This is a genomic window from Enterobacter sp. 50793107, assembly GCF_001463365.1.
Lineage (GTDB): Bacteria > Pseudomonadota > Gammaproteobacteria > Enterobacterales > Enterobacteriaceae > Enterobacter > Enterobacter cloacae.
This window is the reverse complement of record NZ_LNII01000062.1, coordinates 102,216-119,220: the sequence shown is the minus strand read 5'-3', so window position 1 is coordinate 119,220 and position 17,005 is coordinate 102,216. Positions and strand designations below refer to the sequence as shown.

Sequence of the window (17,005 nt, the reverse complement as noted above, 5' to 3'; positions counted from 1 at the left end):
CATTGCGCAAAAAAAGAGGGGTCCGTAAACCTGGTCAGACCCTGAATATTATTCCCTTATTTTAGCAAAGGCCGGATTTTGCGATTTTCGCATTTGTGTCCTCGGTATTCTCACCATCAATGAGTAGATCAAACTTTTGGCGAAAAACCCTTCTAAATCTTAAATAATTCAGTTCCAGTATTGATAAGTCGCTGTCATGGCTGCTTTATGTTTGTACTCAAAAGCCTTGCCTTTGTCGTTATCTGGTGAGGAGATAGTGATGTCGATATCCGCCTGGATACATTCCCCGTTAGTGTCCCATTCCTTACAGGTATTCACCGTTTTTTCGATAGTGTAACAGGTCTCGGTGTTCGTCCAGGTCAGCTGGCGACCTGCATCATCGTAAACATACTCATCCACGACGTTAGGTGTATACCTTTTTGTCAGGCGATGATGCGTGTCGTACTCGTACTCCGTGCGGTAATTCTCAATCGCCAGGTTACTTTTGTTTTCTGAACGGGTAAGAGCCCCTGTTGTATTGAGGGTATACAGAATGGTGCCCATGCTGGTTCGATCTTTCTCCCCCGGCGTTGTGGCAGTAATGGTGCCGCGGTTAACTGCTTTACTGATAATCCCTTTTTTGTTTAGCAAATACATACCTTCAACATTATGACGGAATAACAGTGTCGATTTTTGGTTGCGCTTGTACGTTCCGATGCCTTTGCCATCGACAAGGATGCGCCAGCCGTAATCCGCTTTACTGAGTTTTATCGCACTGGTAATCACAAGAACAGATTGAGGATAGGTTGCTGTTTTTACCTCCAGCATACTGCCGCCAAGAAGTTCGCCACAGCGGTTGTAACTCGCATTTATTGTTGTACGGATGTAACCGTCCAGACTCTCAATCCTGGTCTCAATCGTTTTAGGTATTGCTCCATTAATTTGCTGTTGCAGTAGAATGAAATTATTGGTTTTATTTTTGTTTACGCTTTCGGGTGAGCACTGCTCAGCCCGGGCATGAAAAGAACACAGCGCGAGCACGGCTACGCAAAACGACTTATTGTAAATCGGCATTGATTATTATCCTTATGAACCAGCCTGTTAACGCAATCCCAAAGAGCAAAGCAGTAATATACTGCCAACAGCTTCAGGTTCAACAATATCCAAAAAAATTGCGAGAAATTGTTTCAGCAGCGCATAAATACGCACTTCCGCTCTCGACGGCACGGGATGTGATGCCTATTATGCATAGGTTTCGCATTATTCATGGGAGAGAGAGCATGCGTTCAGCGTTTTGGGTAGGGTGTGCCGCGTTATTGCTGTCGGCCTGTAGTAACGAACCTGTTCAGCAGGCCACGGCGGCACACGTGACGCCGGGAATGAAAGCCGCGATGTCCAGTTCAGGACAAGCCAACTGCGCGATGATTGGTGGCTCACTGTCGGTTGCCCGCCAGCTCGATGGCTCTGCGATCGGGATGTGCGCCTTGCCAAACGGCAAACGCTGCAGTGAACAGTCGCTTGCCGTTGGATCCTGCGGTAGCTACTGATTATTCAGCGCGTTTAAACATCAGCGTTTTGTCGGCTGTCGCCAGCGTTAACTGGTCTTCAGTCAGGTCGACCTGCGCCCCTTTGCGCAACATGTCGCCGATGGCCTGATCCAGCTCGTTCAATTGTGGTTCGGTACAGAGTTTGCGCGTCATGGCCAGCCCTTTAACCTTAAGTTCCCCTTCGGACAATTTTCCCTGTCCGTTGAAGCGGTTACACATCACGCCGGAAATGCTGATGTTATTAACCAGGCTGATATCGGGCAACGCGCTAAAACTGATCTCAGGTTGCGTTGTCGTGGCCTTCACGGCTTTCCCGTCCACATTTTCCAGCACAAAGCGGTGGTTCTTAAGCTGCTCCGGCTGAACAGACGCTTTACCCGGATTAACGCAGCCGGAGAGGACAAGACTGATAACACTTAACGCAATGAGTTTTTTCATTTTTCTTCTCGAACTATAAATACTGTGAATCATTTACCAGTGTAACGATACGCTGGCGTGCGTTAATGGGGTTTATCTGAAAGTGCGGGAAGAAGACCGGGCAACGCAGCGGTTGCCCGGGACAAGATCAGTGAGATTTAAACCCGGCGGCCGTCATCAGCATGCGGAAGAACATACTGACAGCCGCCAGCGCCAGTACGCTGCCGCCCCAGATAATGGCCAGCCACAGCAATCGTTTCCAGACAGGCTGTTGCATCAGTGATAACCCTCCCCATGCTGTACTTTTCCGCGAAATACGTAATAACTCCAGAAGGTGTAGACCAGAATCACGGGAATGATCAACAACGCACCTACCAGCATAAAGCCCTGACTTTGTGTCGGCGCGGCCGCCTGCCACAGGGTGATCGACGGTGGAATAATATGCGGCCAGATGCTGATCCCAAGCCCGCTAAAGCCGAGAAAAATAAGCCCCAGCGTCAGGATAAATGGCCGGTTATGGCTTTGCAGATTATTCAGGCAGCGCCACTGATACAGACTCAGCAGGACGACCAGAGCCGGAACCGGCAACAGATAAAACAGGTTCGGCAGCGTAAACCAGCGCGCGGCGATGGCCGGGTGCGCCAGCGGGGTCCAGAGACTGATCGCCGCGATAACGGCCAGCAGCACAATTAAGAGCGTTTTAGAAACTTCGCGCATCCGCTGTTGCAGGGCATTTTCACTTTTCATCACCAGCCAGGTGGCGCCCAGCAGCGCATAGGCCACCACCAGACCCGCGCCACAGAACAGGTTAAACGCGGTAAACCAGTCAAAGGGACCGCCGGTATAGGCACGCCCGGTGACGGCAAACCCGTTTATGACGGCACCCACCGTGATGCCCTGGGTAAACGTCGCCAGAAGTGAACCGCCAATAAAGGCCTTATCCCAGAACGGACGATGCGCTGGCGTTGCTTTAAAACGAAACTCAAACGCCACGCCACGAAAAATAAGACCGATCAGCATTAATGTCAGCGGAATGGTGAGGGCATCGATAATCACCGCGTAGGCCAGCGGAAAGGCACCGAAGAGGGCAGCACCACCCAGCACCAGCCAGGTTTCATTCCCGTCCCAGACCGGGGCGACGCTGTTGACCATCACATCGCGATCGTCCGGGTTTTGCGTCATCGGGAACAGAATGCCGATCCCCAGATCAAAACCGTCCATCACGATATACATCAGCGTCGCGAAGACGATGATGACAAACCAGATAATGGAAAGATCGATACCCATTATGGCTGCTCCTTATTGCCAGTGGTAACTGCGGAAAGCGGGCGTGCCGGACGTCCATCGGCCTCGGTGGCGAACGATTCGTGAGGCTGAGGCCCTTTTTTAATCAGGCGCACCATATAGCTGTAACCGACGCCGAAGACCGAGGTGTAAACAACGAAGAAAGCCAGCAAACTGACGCTCATATGCAGATCGCCATGGGCGGACACCGCATCCCGGGTACGTTGAAGCCCATAGACGACCCATGGCTGGCGTCCTACTTCGGTGGTCACCCATCCGGCCAGTATGGCGATCAACCCTGAAGGCCCCATCAGCAGGGCAAACCACAGGAAGGGGCGCGAGGTGTAAACGCGCTTTTTATAGCGCAACCAGATCGCCACCACGCCGAGCAGCAGCATTAGCATGCCTAAGCCCGCCATAATGCGGAACGACCAGAAGACAATGGTGGAATTTGGACGATCTTCCTTCGGGAACTCCTTGAGCGCCGGAACCTGTTTATCCAGACTGTGCGTCAGGATAAGGCTGCCAAGAGCGGGGATCTCCAGGCCAAAACGGGTGCGCTCCAGTTCCATATCCGGCCAGCCAAACAGCAGTAGCGGGGTAGGTTCCCCCGGTGGGTTTTCCCAGTGCCCCTCAATGGCGGCGATTTTGGCAGGCTGATGCTTTAAGGTATTCAGCCCATGCATATCACCGACCATTGCCTGGATGGGGGCCACAATCAGGGTCATCCACAGCGCCATAGAAAACATAGCGCGGATGGCAGGCGTATTGTTTCCGCGCAGCAGATGCCATGCCGCCGATGCGCCAACAAACAGGGCGCTACTGAGGAAGGCGGCTATCGACATATGCAGCAGACGATAAGGGAAGGAGGGGTTAAAGACCACGGCAAACCAGTCTACCGGGACGACCTGCCCGTTGACGATCTCATAGCCCTGTGGGGTCTGCATCCAGCTATTGGAAGAGAGGATCCAGAAGGTGGAGATAATTGTCCCCAGCGCCACCATACAGCTGGCGAAGAAGTGCAGCCCAGGTCCGACTTTATTCCAGCCGAACAGCATCACGCCGAGGAATCCGGCCTCAAGGAAAAAGGCGGTTAGCACTTCATAGGTCAGAAGTGGGCCGGTAATGCTGCCCGCAAACTGCGAAAATCCACTCCAGTTAGTGCCAAACTGATACGCCATCACCAGCCCGGAGACCACGCCCATGCCAAAGTTAACGGCAAAAATCCTGGACCAGAAGTGGTACAGCGATCGCCAGACCGGATTTTTTGTTTTCAGCCACAGCCCTTCAAGCACAGCAAGATAGCTTGCCAGGCCGATAGTGATTGCCGGGAAAATAATGTGAAAGGATACGGTAAAGGCAAACTGTATCCGTGCAAGGTGAAAAGCATCTAAACCAAACATGCACAGCCTCAATGTCAAACGGTGTGCTGTTATGGTACAGAGGCGCAGATCGGACTATCAGACGCAGAAACGCGAAATTTAACCATAACAGTTGGCAAAAAGCTCCCGCTTTTGCCATCTGATATACTTACTTATAGGGCATAAAAATATTTTTTTAATGAATTTTATGCATTAAACCGCTTGCTTTGTCGTCGGCACCGTGCGTTAATGGTCTTCTGGTTTTGAGTCCAAATAAATATCTGACGTAGTTTTATAAAGCAGTTCTCATCACGTTGTGCCTCTCCGCAGCCTCTCTTGGGTCTTTATCTACATTCCGATTAGTTTTGTTTCAAACCATTATCGCCTGATCGGCTCATGAGTAATTTACGTTTTTACGTTTACAGGAGAATCCTATGACTTCTTATATCCATTTTCGCTGCCCATGCTGTCATGGCTCGCAGTACCGTACTTCAGCCTTTGATGTGTCTGAGAAAAATCCCTTCGGCGCAAAATGCATCTTTTGCAAATCGCCAATGATTACACTCGACCATCTGGCCGCGGCGCGTCTCGCACACAATCATGTGACCGAGTACCGTAAGTAATTCATTTCATAAACCATAACAGTTAGCAAAATCTTCTCTTTTTCTCCTGCTGATATACACTGTCGGCAATAAGGAGAATCTGATGAAAAAATACCAGCGTCTGGCGCAACAAATTATCTCGCAGATTGAGCTTGGCGTATGGTTGCCGGGCGATAAGCTGCCTTCTCTGCGAGAGCAGGTGGCGAGCAGCGGCATGAGTTTTATGACCGTGGGCCACGCGTATCAGATGCTGGAAAGTCAGGGGCGCATTGTCGCCAGACCGCAGTCGGGCTATTACGTTGCCTCGCGCCCGACCGCACAACAGCCAGCGCCACCTGCACAGGTCATGCGCGACGAAGCGGTGGACATCAACACCTATATCTTCGACGTTCTGCAGGCCAGCCGCGACCCGTCGGTTGTTCCTTTCGCTTCCGCTTTTCCCGACCCGCGTCTTTTCCCGCTTCAGCAACTCAACCGCTCGCTGGCGAACGTCAGCAAAACCGCGACGGCGATGAGCGTGATTGAAAACCTGCCGCCGGGTAATGTCGATTTGCGCCACGCCATTGCCCGCCGCTATGCACAGCAGGGGATGAATATCTCACCGGAGGAGATCGTGATCACCGCAGGCGCGCTCGAAGCGCTGAACTTGAGTCTCCAGGCGGTGACCGAGCCGGGGGACTGGGTGATTGTTGAAAACCCCTGTTTCTACGGCGCGCTGCAGGCGCTGGAACGCCTGAAGTTGAAGGCCCTGTCGATTGCGACGGACGTGCGCGAGGGGATCGATCTCAATGCGCTTGAACAGGCGCTGAATGACTACCCGGTCAAGGCCTGCTGGATAATGACCAACAGTCAAAATCCGCTTGGCTTTACGCTCAGCCCGGAGAAAAAAGCGCAGCTTGTGGCGCTGCTGACGAGGCACAACGTCACGCTGATTGAAGATGATGTCTACAGCGAGCTCTATTTTGGCCGTGAAAAGCCGCTCCCGGCGAAAGCATGGGATCGTCAGGACATGACGCTGCACTGCTCCTCGTTTTCGAAATGTCTGGTGGCCGGTTTTCGTATCGGCTGGGTAGCGGCGGGTAAGCATGCGCGGCGCATTCAGCAGCTTCAGTTGATGAGCACGCTCTCTACCAGCTCCCCGATGCAGCTGGCGCTGGTGGATTACCTGGCGACCAAACGCTACGACGCCCATCTTCGCCGCCTGCGACGCACGCTGGCCGAGCGTAAACAGCAGGCGTGGCAGTCACTTTTGCGCCATATGCCGCCGGGCGTCAAAATCCATCATAACGACAGCGGCTACTTTTTGTGGCTGGAGCTTCCGGCACAGCTGGATGCAGGACTGTTAAGCGAACAGGCGTTACGCCATCACATCAGTATTGCCCCAGGCAAGATGTTTTCCACCTCAGATGTCTGGACACCTTTTTTCCGTTTTAATACCTCCTGGGCATGGGGAGAGCGGGAAGAGCAGGCCGTTATTCAGTTAGGGAAATTAATCAGCAGCATGTTGAAATAACGATTCCGGTCTCTCGCTAAATAATCATTGCTTATCTTTTTGCCGCCGCGGCGACCATTTTGCCGCGTCGCATCATACGAAATCTGCATACCACCTCTCACGCCTAACCCCTTGTCTATAATCCAGTTAACGGGGAATGCGCCCTCGGTCACACCTTGATGAAATTTCCTTAAGCCGCACGGTGCGGGGCATTTGCGCGGTCTACGTTTAATGATAAGCAAAAAATAGCCTGTCGCAGCCTGGTGGCTAACCCGCCGCCGGGAGCGGGAAATAACATTGATTTCAACGGGACAATGCTATGCAAAAACGACTGCTGATTAATGGTGAACTGGTGAGCGGCGAGGGGGAAAAACAGCCGGTCTATAACCCTGCCACCGGAGAGGTTCTGCTGGAGATTGCTGAAGCATCAGCCGCGCAGGTCGACGCGGCCGTGCAGGCAGCCGATCGGGCGTTCGCACAGTGGGGGCAAACCACGCCCAAAACGCGTGCCGAATGCCTGCTGAAACTGGCTGACGTTATTGAAGCGCATGCCGACGAGTTTGCCAGACTCGAATCCCTGAACTGCGGTAAGCCGCTGCACTGCGCGCTGGGCGATGAGATCCCCGCTGTGGTCGATGTGTTTCGGTTCTTTGCTGGCGCGGCCCGCTGCCTGAACGGGCTGGCGGCGGGTGAGTATCTGGACGGGCATACTTCGATGATCCGCCGCGATCCGGTCGGGGTTGTCGCCTCCATCGCCCCCTGGAACTACCCGCTGATGATGGCGGCGTGGAAGCTGGCACCGGCGCTGGCCGCCGGGAACTGCGTGGTCATCAAGCCTTCTGAGATTACGCCGCTGACCGCCTTAAAACTGGCCGAACTGGCGAAGGATATTTTCCCGGCTGGCGTGCTGAACGTGCTGTTCGGGCGCGGAAAAACGGTAGGCGATCCGCTGACCGGGCATGAGAAAGTGCGCATGGTGTCACTCACCGGCTCAATTGCTACCGGGGAGCACATCATTGGCCATACCGCCTCATCCATAAAACGTACCCACATGGAGCTGGGCGGCAAGGCACCGGTTATCGTCTTTGATGACGCCGATCTGGATGCGGTCGTCGAGGGCGTGCGGACGTTTGGTTTCTACAATGCCGGGCAGGACTGCACTGCGGCCTGCCGGATTTATGCCCAAAAGGGCATTTATGCTGCACTGGTGGAAAAACTGGGCGCAGCGGTGGCCAGCCTGAAAATGGGGGCGCCGGAAGAGGCCTCTACCAAACTGGGGCCACTGAGCTCGCAAGCGCATCTGTCGCGCGTCTGTCAGGCTGTGGAGGAGGCCAAAGCGCTCAGCCATATCCGCGTGGTGACGGGCGGCAGTAAAAAAGAGGGGGCGGGTTATTACTTCCAGCCAACCCTGCTGGCTGGGGCAAAACAGGAAGATGCCATTGTGCAACGTGAAGTCTTTGGCCCGGTGGTGAGCGTCACTGAATTTGACGACGAAGACCAGGTGCTGGCCTGGGCTAACGATTCACAATATGGCCTGGCCTCGTCCGTTTGGACCCGGGATGTGGGGCGCGCTCACCGGCTGAGTGCGCGTCTGCAATATGGCTGCACCTGGGTGAATACCCATTTTATGCTGGTAAGCGAAATGCCACACGGCGGCATGAAGTTATCCGGTTATGGGAAAGATATGTCGGTATATGGGCTTGAGGATTATACCGTTGTCCGGCATGTGATGATAAAACACTAATATGCAGCTAAGTGGCTATAATATATTGAAAATATATTGCAGCCGCTTGCTTGTGGGCCACTGAAGTTAAAATTAGTGCTCAGCAGAGCTGCCTGGTTGATGATTATGCCATCCTGACTGGAACTGGATAAACATGTGTAATAATGGCTCCAAACGGCAACTGGAATGACAGGTAATGGGATTTCAATATTGGTTCACGGTATGTGCAATTTTTCTGACCTGCCCCTTTATGCTTGTTCAGTCGATTATCTTTTTGCGACGAGGTGTCTACACTAAAACCTTCAAGGGAACGATGCGAAAGGAATATATCCACAAAGACACTAAACCTATTGAGTACTGGTTTAACGTTATTGCTCAAATGATGATGAGTGCTGCAGTACTTGGTTTAGGCTTCTGGTTATTAGATGACCTACCTGCCTTTCATAATTGGCACACTGAAATCCGCGCAATGCTTCCTTTTTAATTCACCATTGAAAAGATGCCAAACCTCGCTCAAGCGGGGTTTTTTGTTACCTGGAGATAACCATGGGCATCGAAGCCAGAGGGATTAAAGAGTCAACTGCAACCTTGATCTTGTCATGCATGGTTTTCGAAGACGGATCCTTGTCAGGGCATAGTTGTAACGCAATATACTCATTTGTTATTAGCCTTACTATTTAAGTGGTTATTGTGTAACGAAAAAACTTGATCTGTATCAACATATGACGCATATTGCGTGCGGTTATTTTTTCGGCTCTGGAATACAGAATGACGTTGTATCAAAAGATGTTGGTTTTTTACGCAATCATGGCTTCTATCTGCGCATTAATTACCTGGTTCCTGTCTAAAGATCGTAAACGCATCCGCCTGCTCAGCGCGTTTCTGGTAGGGTCGACCTGGCCGATGAGCTTCCCCGTTGCGCTGCTGGTCTCGCTTTTCTGAAGCACGCTTCCATTTTTAAACGATGAACATGGCATTCCCGTTACGATAACTGTATAAATAAACAGTGCATCGTAAAAGGAGTGCTTATGAACAGTTTTTACTCGCAACATGCTGGTTGCACCGTCCGCTGGCATGATTTGCCCGGCACCGGCGATCCCGTCGTCTTCATCCACGGATTGGGCTGCGCCTCGTCCTATGAATATCCCCGCGTCGTTCGTGACCCTCAGTTTGGCGGGGGCAGAACGATTCTCATCGATTTACCCGGCAGCGGTTACAGCGATAAGCCTGAGCACTACAGCTACAAAACTACCGACCAGGCCCGTGTTGTGGCTGAACTGGTGGATCATCTGAAGCTCGATGCCTTCTGGCTGTACGGTCACAGCATGGGCGGCAGCATCGCCATTGAAGCGGCGGGGCTGTTGGCATCGCGTGTTAAAGGGCTGATGGTCTCGGAACCCAATTTTCATGCCGGGGGTGGGATGTTCAGCCGCTCGATTGCCGCACAAACGGAACAGCAGTTTCTGGAACAGGGATATCAGGCCATGCTCTGTGCAGAAAAAACGGCGTGGGCCGGGTGCCTCCAAAGTAATGCACCTTATGCTGTCTGGCGCGGCGCATCGAGCCTGGTGGCGGGCGTTGAGCCAGACTGGGAAACGCAATTTCTGTCGCTGCCTTGCCCGGTGACGTTGATTTTCGGCGAGCTCTCTTTGCCAGATGACGATGTGGAGCGCCTGAAGCAGAAGGGCGTTGAGGTCAAAATCATCCCTGCTGCGGGGCACTCCATGTCGTGGGAAAACCCGTCGGCACTGGCGCAGACGTTAGCGGAGTGTATGTCGGCGTGATTATCGTTGCTGAATGTTGGCCGGGTAAGCGCAGCGCCACCCGGCAACAAAGACTGCTACATGATTAAAGCCCGAAGTGCCCGACGTGCGTCAGGCTGAACATCATGCGGGTGCTGATAATCAATGTTCTCTATTGCCCGGCTATAGAGGGCAACCAGCCAGTCGTAAACGTATGCGGTGGCCGCATGGACAGGCTGTTCCCCCAGGCGCGTCAGGCGCGGCGCGGCGCTGCTAACCACGGGCGTAACAAAGATTGCCAGCCCCTTACGGATGCGGCTTGCCGGACGTTCAGCAACAGGCGTCTGGTCGTAACCCAGCCAGCCAACGAAATTACCTATCACCGCATGTAGCTGTGCGGCGCTGCTCTTGTCGGTTTCAACAATACGCTGAAGCTGCTGAGGCAGGTTAAGACGGTAGCTGGCGACCACCAGAACCTCGGCAATTTGCTGTAACACCGCAGGCTCAAGACCCAGGCGTGTGGCCGCTGCGTCATTGCGACTCCACTGGCGCAAATGGTTCATCCACACTTTATGCGCCAGGCGCGCTTTATCTTTTGTCTGGAACGTGCTGGCACTTTCCTGCGCATTATCGGCAAACAGATCGATGGTATCCGTAAACAGACCGTTGACCTGCTCCTCGCGCGGTTGCTGGACGGCCAGAAGCGTTTCGAAGGCTTTGAGGGGAGGCAGAAGCCCTTCGAGCAACTCACCGTGGCGGGCAGCGCTGCTTTGCAGGGTACGAACCATGTTCTCGGCCTGAGTTCGTCTTGCTGTAGGTTCCTCAACCAGCGGTGCCAGATAGCTGTGCATTAAAGCCGACAGCTCCTGGCGCAGCGCCGTTTTCAGCGTGTTAAGACGTTTCTGTCGCTGGGCAGGTAACGTGGCCTGAGACAGCCACTCGATGACGCGCTGCATGCTGTGGCTGTCCAGCGCCTGCAGCGTGCCCCAGCGCAGGCCCGGTTTACCCAGCAGATGCTGGACTGCTTCATCGAGATTCTGCCGGGTGGTAAAACGCGCGTCGTGAGGCGTAATTGCCCACACCAGACCCGGCAGGGCTGATTCCTCCGCAGGCTGCGTCTCTTTGACCCAGTTCATCAGTACCTTTGCTTTTTTTGCCGTCTGGTCGTGCTGCGCGGTCGCATTGCAGATCACCAGCACATCTGGCTGCAGCTGCTGGCGATAGTGTTCCAGCAGCCACTGACATTTGGCCTGGCTTAGCGGATCGGCGCTGTTGTCTGCAAAGACCGGGATATCAATAATATCGACGTTATCCAGCGCGCTGCTCTCGACAGGCAGTACCAGTTCACGCGTCAGGAATGCCAGTACATCGACGGGCAGGCTAATGGCATTAAGCATCTCGCCGTTGCTCAGGGGATGCAGCAGTGTCTCCTGAGCGTCCGGAAGGGTAAAGGTGCCATGGGTCAGGAAGCCTTCCCCCGGCAGACCAAAGTTATCCACCAGCAGGCTGAGCGGGGCGGCAAGTTCGCTGGCGTGGCTGGTCTGGTGCAGAACATGGGCGAGCTTTAACCACTGCTGGGTCAGTTCCTGTTGCTCACCCCACAAAAGCGACCAGACGCTGGCCCGGGTGGTGAGATCAAGCGATGGCACCAGTTGCGCAAACTGATGCCACAGCACATCATCAATTTGCTGTCTGGCGGCAGGTACCGTGCTCTGCCAGAAGCGGGCAATCGCGCCAACTTCCTGCGCCGTTATGCCCGGTACACCCTGCGGCTGACGCAGGCCGCGCCACTTCTCAAGGCGCGTCTCGATAACGGCTTTATCCACGGCGCGGATCTGCGGGTGTAAGGTGGTGCGGGCAATAAACAGCTGCACCAGCTCGGCCTCGGTGACCAGGCTCAGACGTAGCGGGAAAGCCTCATCGTCCACTGCCGCGCTTTCAGTGGTGAAACGCAGTGCCATGTTGGTCAGGGCATGTCCCGGGTTGATATGTGAGAAGTAGTCAAACGTGCGTTGCCCGGGAATAACGTTCAGCCGCCCGTTACCGTTGCCGCACAGGGACAGCAACAGATGCGCTTTGGCGCTTTGGGAGTGGCCATACAGACCAATGCTGCTCCGCCGGGTCAGGGCCTGTTCAATGGCCTGCTCCCGCGCCTGCGCCGCATTGATACGGGCCAGCAGGGCGTCGGCATCGTTATCCAGCACCGGGGCGTGCAGGCGCGTCTCGTTAATCCACCCGATTAAGGCCTGCGTGGTGGTCATCGTTGCACTCATTTCAGGTATACACTCCCGCTGTCGATCCAGTAGTGGCTACCGCTATGACGGCGATCGGCCAGGGTATTCAGTTTGAAGGTTAAGGCGTCTGGTGGGACAGGGGTTCCATCCTGCAGCCAGGCGTCGCTCAGCTCGAAAGATTCCGGGCCTTCGTGCTTGCTGCCTCCGCAGAGCTTAAGCCGTACGTTCAGCACGCCGTCGCCAGCAATCGCTTTGGCCAGTTCCGCCGAGTTGATACTCAGGGTGTACAGCGGCGTCGCTGGCCAGCGTGCGTTCGCCAGCTGGCGGAAGCCAAGCGTGACGTTCCCACGCAGCGGGAAATGCAAGCGGGCGTCGAGTTTTGCGCCAGGTTTATCCAGGTCGATATCCTGATACCAGACGTTTTCCTCACGCAGCGTGTTAACGGTGTTATCAAGCACGCCCAGATAGCGCACGGTGGAGTAAGCGCCAATATCGGCCGCCTTAAAGTTAAAGCGCGGCAGACGCAAATCGAGCGCCAGGCTGCAGAGCATGGCCCCCACGGCGGCGGTCGATTTCGGGTTGCCGATGCGACCCTGCTGGCTGAACGGATACCACTCATGAACCTGGTATTTATCCAGCCATACGATGCGATTGACCGGCACGGGCTGGAGATGGCGGATCAGCGCCTGCACGCCCGGCAGGCACCCCGGACGACCAGTGATCAGCAAAATATCACAGCTATAATGAGAGATCGCTTCGCACACTGCATGAAGCGGAGAGGCCAGCGTGAATTGACCTGCCAGCATCGCATCCTGCATTTCGCGGAAATTCACATGCAGCGGCACGGCAAACAGGTCGAAGGCTTCAGAGCCAGCAGGCAGAGCGTGGTCGACAGCCTGCTGCAGGTAGTTCATCACATTGCGGGTCGGCTTCAGCGGCAGCAGATCGCCAAAGGTGGCATGCAAACCGGCCAGCGGATCGTCAATGTCGCTGGATTCCCACGCGGCAAGGATCGCATGACCGATCGGCATAAAGAGCTGAAGTGCGGTCTGCTGGCGCAATACCGCCTGGGTATCAATACGCCCGGAGTCACCGAACAACGACGCCATCAGCAGAGACGCGTCCGCAATGCCGGACTTCTGCAACTGCGTTTGCAGGGCTGGCAACACATAGCGCTGGATAACGTCCAGCAGCGTGTCGTCGCCGGCCACTTTAAACCCTTCGCGGAAGAGAAGCTGTGGCGTGATTTTGACGTTATTCCCGGAGCCGTCATCCAGCTGATAGTGGGTGATCGCCATATCTGTGGTGCCGCCGCCAATATCGATAGAAGCAACGCGCAGCGCGCGACCCGGCTGGACACCAGGCTCGGGTTCACGATCCGGGCGGGCGAGGGAGGCGAAGAAGGCTTCCGTCTGACCACCAAAACGGGAGATCGCTTCGTTGTAAAGCCAGACCAGTTGCCCGCAGCTCGCTTCATCCCACTCCATCTGGATCTCAGGCACCGGCACCACGCTTTTATCCTGCTGCTTGCGGGTGGCAAAGTCTTCATCCTGCGGATGCCATCCCATCGCTTTCCAGACGATGGCAATCGCTTCAAACATGCGGCGACGGAAGATCTCGCGCTCCTGCTTCGGCATCGCCGAGGGCAGCGTGAGGATCAGCGTGCGCAGCTGGCGCGGAGACGCCGGGAAGCCCAGACGCAAGCGCGTGGCGACGCTGTTGATCTGGCCCAGCGCCTGTGCCAGCAGCTCGCAAAGCATATGGGTCATCAGGGTGCTGCGGCTGTACTGCGGGGAGAAAACCGGCAGACGCTCATCCTGGGGCAGCGTAAACAGCGGTTCGCCGTCATCATTCATCAGGTTCATCAGCGGGAACGCGGTCGCCAGCGGCTCGCGTTGGGTTTTGCTGTTCATCTGGCTGAAACGCCAGTCCTGCACCACCGGCGTCTCATCCCACAGGTAGCGACGCGGGCTGGAGATACCGCTGTTACCTTCAGTCCCCAGACGCTGCATGGCCAGCTTACGCGCCTCATCGCCAACCCGGACAATAGAAGGCCAGACGAAGGCATCCTCGCGACCGCTTTCAACCGAGAAGTGCTGTTTGCCAAAGCGTGCTTCCGAGAACTCCAGGCGGCTGGTAAACAGGGGCTCATTGAGGAACTGCGGCTCGCTTAAAGAGCGCACCTGCAACTCGGCCGTCTGGCGCAGACCGTCGTTGGCGTCGCCGTGATCTTCAATAATCACGCCGCAGGTATGGGTGTTGCCCACGTCGAGGATCAAATCGACCGGAATGGCAGGCGTGCTGAGCGTATGGGTGACAAATTTGACTTCCGGCACGGTGAGCTGTTCACCAAGCATGGTCAGCACATTCAGCCAGTGTGCCTGATACTCAAAGCTGCGCATGGCCTGTTGCAGATCGCGTTCTGAACGGTGTTCGACGTCCGAGGCGTACTGCGTGAACGCTTCGCGCAGCCAGCCGTCTATCCACGTCTGGTCGAGGAAATTTTCTACTTCGGCATCGCGCCAGGCCAGCGCGAAGCGGGTCCCGTTGAGGATGTCGTTTTCCACCGGCGACAGCGCGGAGGTGGCATGCTCCGCAATCTGGCTGTCGAGGGCGAGGGTGACGCGATGGGTGTTGCCTGCGGTGTCCGGCGTCTCCAGCTTGCGGACCTGAACGCGCGCCCAGTTGTCCGGGCCGTCAACAAAGGTACGCGGGGGATTGAAACGCAGGAACGGAACGGGGAGCCAGACGCCATCCAGCACGGCCAGGGACTGATGCAGCGCGATGGTTGTCTCAGGCTTGACCACCTCAGGCTGGCCGCCGTCCGTGCCGGGCAGGGTGTAACGCCCGTTAACCAGGTCGAAATCAAGGCGCAAAAGCGGGCCGTTCGCGGTTTTACGCACGAAACGCCCGTTGCTGGCGGTGTCCTGCGGGGTCAGACCGAAATCGAGGAACTGTACACCGCTGTTGGCAATAAGCGTAACGCTCTGTTTATAGTCGCAAAGATTTACCAGCATAGGATCAGGCACCTGCTTTCTTAAACGTCAGTGGAACGACGGTTTTTGCATCATAACGGGCATTGCATTCGGCGACATCGCTGGTGCCTGCTTTACAGGAGACTTCCGGCATCGGGTAGCGGGAACCGTCTGTGCAGCGTGCATTGCCGCGACTCTTAATCATCAGCTCGCCATTGCTGTGCAGGCCGGAGAAAACCTCTACGCGGCACACAACGTTATCGCCATGCACAACACGGGCGAAGCCTTTGTTGTTCTGGATCTGATAGCGTAGTGACGGCGGTTTGCCGGTCACCGGATCTTTTACGTCAAGGATGGCGCGCCAGGTGCCGTTCAGGAAACGCGTCGAGCCCGCTTTGACCTGACCGGCCTCCATGACCATGGCATCTTTCGGGATCGCGGCAATCACCACCGGGGCAGACACCGGAGCGGGATCGGGTTCCTTCGCTTTATTCTCTACCACCTCAGCCTGATGTAGCGGCAGGTTCATCGCCAGTGGCTCAACCGCTTTAATCGGTTTTGGGGCAATCGCCACGGGTTGCGGTGCCGGGGCGGCGGCTGGCGCGGGCTCTGCCGAAGGGGCCTGTTTTGTCCACAGCAGCGGGGCGGCAATGGCGGCAACGATCACAGCGGCAACCGGCAGCGACCATAAGGGAACGCGACGCTTTTTCACGACGGGCGCAGGAGCAGGCTCTTCAACAGGCGGCGCAACGGCTGGCGCGGGCTCAGGCTCATACAGCGCTTCAGGCGTAATGCGCACAACCGCGGCCGGGGCGATCAAAGGTTCGTCAGCGTGTTCAAAGGTGACGGCCGGGGTCGGTTCAGGTTCCGGTTCAGGATCTTCAATCACCACCGGCGTGGGCTCAGGGATCAGCGATTCGCGCAGGCAGTCGAGTACGTCATCGCGTGCATTTTCGTTCAGGTTTACAAATCCCCAGAACGCAATGACCGGTTTACCGTCGACCAGATAAAGGAAATTTTCGCTCGGGAACTGGAAGGCTTTCGACAGCAAGGAGCCAAAAAGCTGTTGTGCGGTTTTAGGCGACTGGAGGCATTTCTTACTCAGCGATTCGACGCTGGCAAGGGTATTTTCCAGATAGCGCAGGGCGCGAAAACGGTCATCTTCATTGGCCGTTTTCCAGCTGGTGACGCTACCTTCCACCGGGGAGTACCAGTCCACGCGGTCACCGCCGTCGTTGATCTGTGGAATGGCCAGACAGTCGACAATGGCCTGCTGTTTGCGCAACCGGAGTGCTTCACGTATTTGCAACGCTGATTCAAAAACGGCTTGTCCGCCGCCGCCAACGGCCTGAAAATCATCCAGATTACCGCTGCGTAAAAGAGTTTTTGCCACGATTTGATCCCATATACTTCTTCACACCGTTACTTTAACGAAACCGGAAAGCAAACAAACGGAGGAAGAGACGCTAAAAGCGCCGATTTCTTGCGGCATAGATCGTGACGGTTGTGCTTGACGGATAATGGAACTTAAGACAAATCGCCTTTTTCGGCACTGGCTGTAAAACCAGCGAAAAACGCGGCTTTAGAATAACCTGATAGTGTTTCGTTATTTGCCAGCTTATAGCGGCTGTGCTGTTATTACTGTCCTA

At 55.2% G+C, this 17,005-nt stretch carries 15 protein-coding genes; 7 read left to right on the top strand and 8 right to left on the bottom strand.

Translation table 11 applies throughout. From position 1 onward, the window contains the following. Positions 1-168 precede the first annotated feature (168 nt). Entirely contained in the window at positions 169-1,053 is an 885-nt protein-coding gene (locus APU11_RS08475) for a hypothetical protein (protein ID WP_058651291.1), read from the bottom strand. Positions 1,054-1,259: 206 nt separating this feature from the next. Between APU11_RS08475 and APU11_RS08470 the strand changes: the two genes are divergently transcribed. Beyond that, on the top strand, positions 1,260-1,526 hold the full coding sequence (locus tag APU11_RS08470; RefSeq protein ID WP_013096465.1) for a DUF333 domain-containing protein: 267 nt from the start codon (positions 1,260-1,262) through the stop codon (positions 1,524-1,526). Here the strand turns inward: APU11_RS08470 and hslJ are convergent, their stop codons facing one another. From hslJ to APU11_RS08450, 4 genes are all read right to left on the bottom strand, one after another. Further along, the gene (gene hslJ / locus APU11_RS08465; RefSeq protein ID WP_013096466.1) at positions 1,527-1,964 is read right to left on the bottom strand and encodes a heat shock protein HslJ; all 438 of its coding nucleotides are present in this window, start codon (positions 1,962-1,964) and stop codon (positions 1,527-1,529) included. A 127-nt stretch (positions 1,965-2,091) separates the two neighbouring features. After that, complete coding sequence (locus APU11_RS08460) at positions 2,092-2,220, bottom strand: DUF2474 domain-containing protein (RefSeq protein ID WP_013096467.1); 129 nt, start codon at positions 2,218-2,220, stop codon at positions 2,092-2,094. Beyond that, positions 2,220-3,230: a cytochrome d ubiquinol oxidase subunit II gene (cydB, locus tag APU11_RS08455; protein WP_058651292.1), complete on the bottom strand. Its 1,011-nt coding sequence runs from the start codon at positions 3,228-3,230 to the stop codon at positions 2,220-2,222. The genes APU11_RS08460 and cydB overlap by 1 nt, the downstream gene beginning before the upstream one ends. Beyond that, complete coding sequence (locus tag APU11_RS08450) at positions 3,230-4,630, bottom strand: cytochrome ubiquinol oxidase subunit I (protein WP_058651293.1); 1,401 nt, start codon at positions 4,628-4,630, stop codon at positions 3,230-3,232. The genes cydB and APU11_RS08450 overlap by 1 nt, the downstream gene beginning before the upstream one ends. Positions 4,631-5,022: 392 nt before the next feature. Between APU11_RS08450 and APU11_RS08445 the strand changes: the two genes are divergently transcribed. From APU11_RS08445 to APU11_RS08420, 6 genes are all read left to right on the top strand, one after another. Beyond that, positions 5,023-5,211: a hypothetical protein gene (locus APU11_RS08445; protein WP_020689184.1), complete on the top strand. Its 189-nt coding sequence runs from the start codon at positions 5,023-5,025 to the stop codon at positions 5,209-5,211. Between the two features lie 82 nt (positions 5,212-5,293). Next, a complete protein-coding gene (locus APU11_RS08440; protein ID WP_020689183.1) occupies positions 5,294-6,703 on the top strand; it encodes a PLP-dependent aminotransferase family protein in 1,410 nt (469 codons plus the stop codon). Positions 6,704-7,001: 298 nt separating this feature from the next. Further along, complete coding sequence (gene patD, locus APU11_RS08435; RefSeq protein ID WP_060578393.1) at positions 7,002-8,426, top strand: aminobutyraldehyde dehydrogenase; 1,425 nt, start codon at positions 7,002-7,004, stop codon at positions 8,424-8,426. 175 nt (positions 8,427-8,601) lie between these two features. Further along, a complete protein-coding gene (locus APU11_RS08430) occupies positions 8,602-8,889 on the top strand; it encodes a hypothetical protein (protein WP_020689178.1) in 288 nt (95 codons plus the stop codon). 284 nt (positions 8,890-9,173) lie between these two features. Next, the gene (locus APU11_RS08425) at positions 9,174-9,347 is read left to right on the top strand and encodes a GhoT/OrtT family toxin (protein WP_013096478.1); all 174 of its coding nucleotides are present in this window, start codon (positions 9,174-9,176) and stop codon (positions 9,345-9,347) included. 86 nt (positions 9,348-9,433) lie between these two features. Then, on the top strand, positions 9,434-10,189 hold the full coding sequence (locus tag APU11_RS08420) for an alpha/beta hydrolase (RefSeq protein ID WP_058651294.1): 756 nt from the start codon (positions 9,434-9,436) through the stop codon (positions 10,187-10,189). 56 nt (positions 10,190-10,245) lie between these two features. On the opposite strand, the gene APU11_RS08415 is transcribed toward APU11_RS08420, so the two are convergent. From APU11_RS08415 to APU11_RS08405, 3 genes are read right to left on the bottom strand one after another with little or no spacing between them, the layout of a single operon-like run. Then, positions 10,246-12,420 (bottom strand): virulence factor SrfC family protein, encoded by a 2,175-nt coding sequence (locus tag APU11_RS08415; RefSeq protein WP_058651295.1) that lies wholly within the window; start codon positions 12,418-12,420, stop codon positions 10,246-10,248. Then, positions 12,417-15,398 carry a virulence factor SrfB gene (locus tag APU11_RS08410; protein ID WP_058651296.1) on the bottom strand — a complete coding sequence of 994 codons (2,982 nt, stop codon included), beginning with the start codon at positions 15,396-15,398 and terminating at the stop codon, positions 12,417-12,419. The genes APU11_RS08415 and APU11_RS08410 overlap by 4 nt, the downstream gene beginning before the upstream one ends. Positions 15,399-15,402: 4 nt before the next feature. Beyond that, a complete protein-coding gene (locus tag APU11_RS08405) occupies positions 15,403-16,749 on the bottom strand; it encodes an SrfA family protein (protein WP_058651297.1) in 1,347 nt (448 codons plus the stop codon). Positions 16,750-17,005 lie beyond the last annotated feature (256 nt).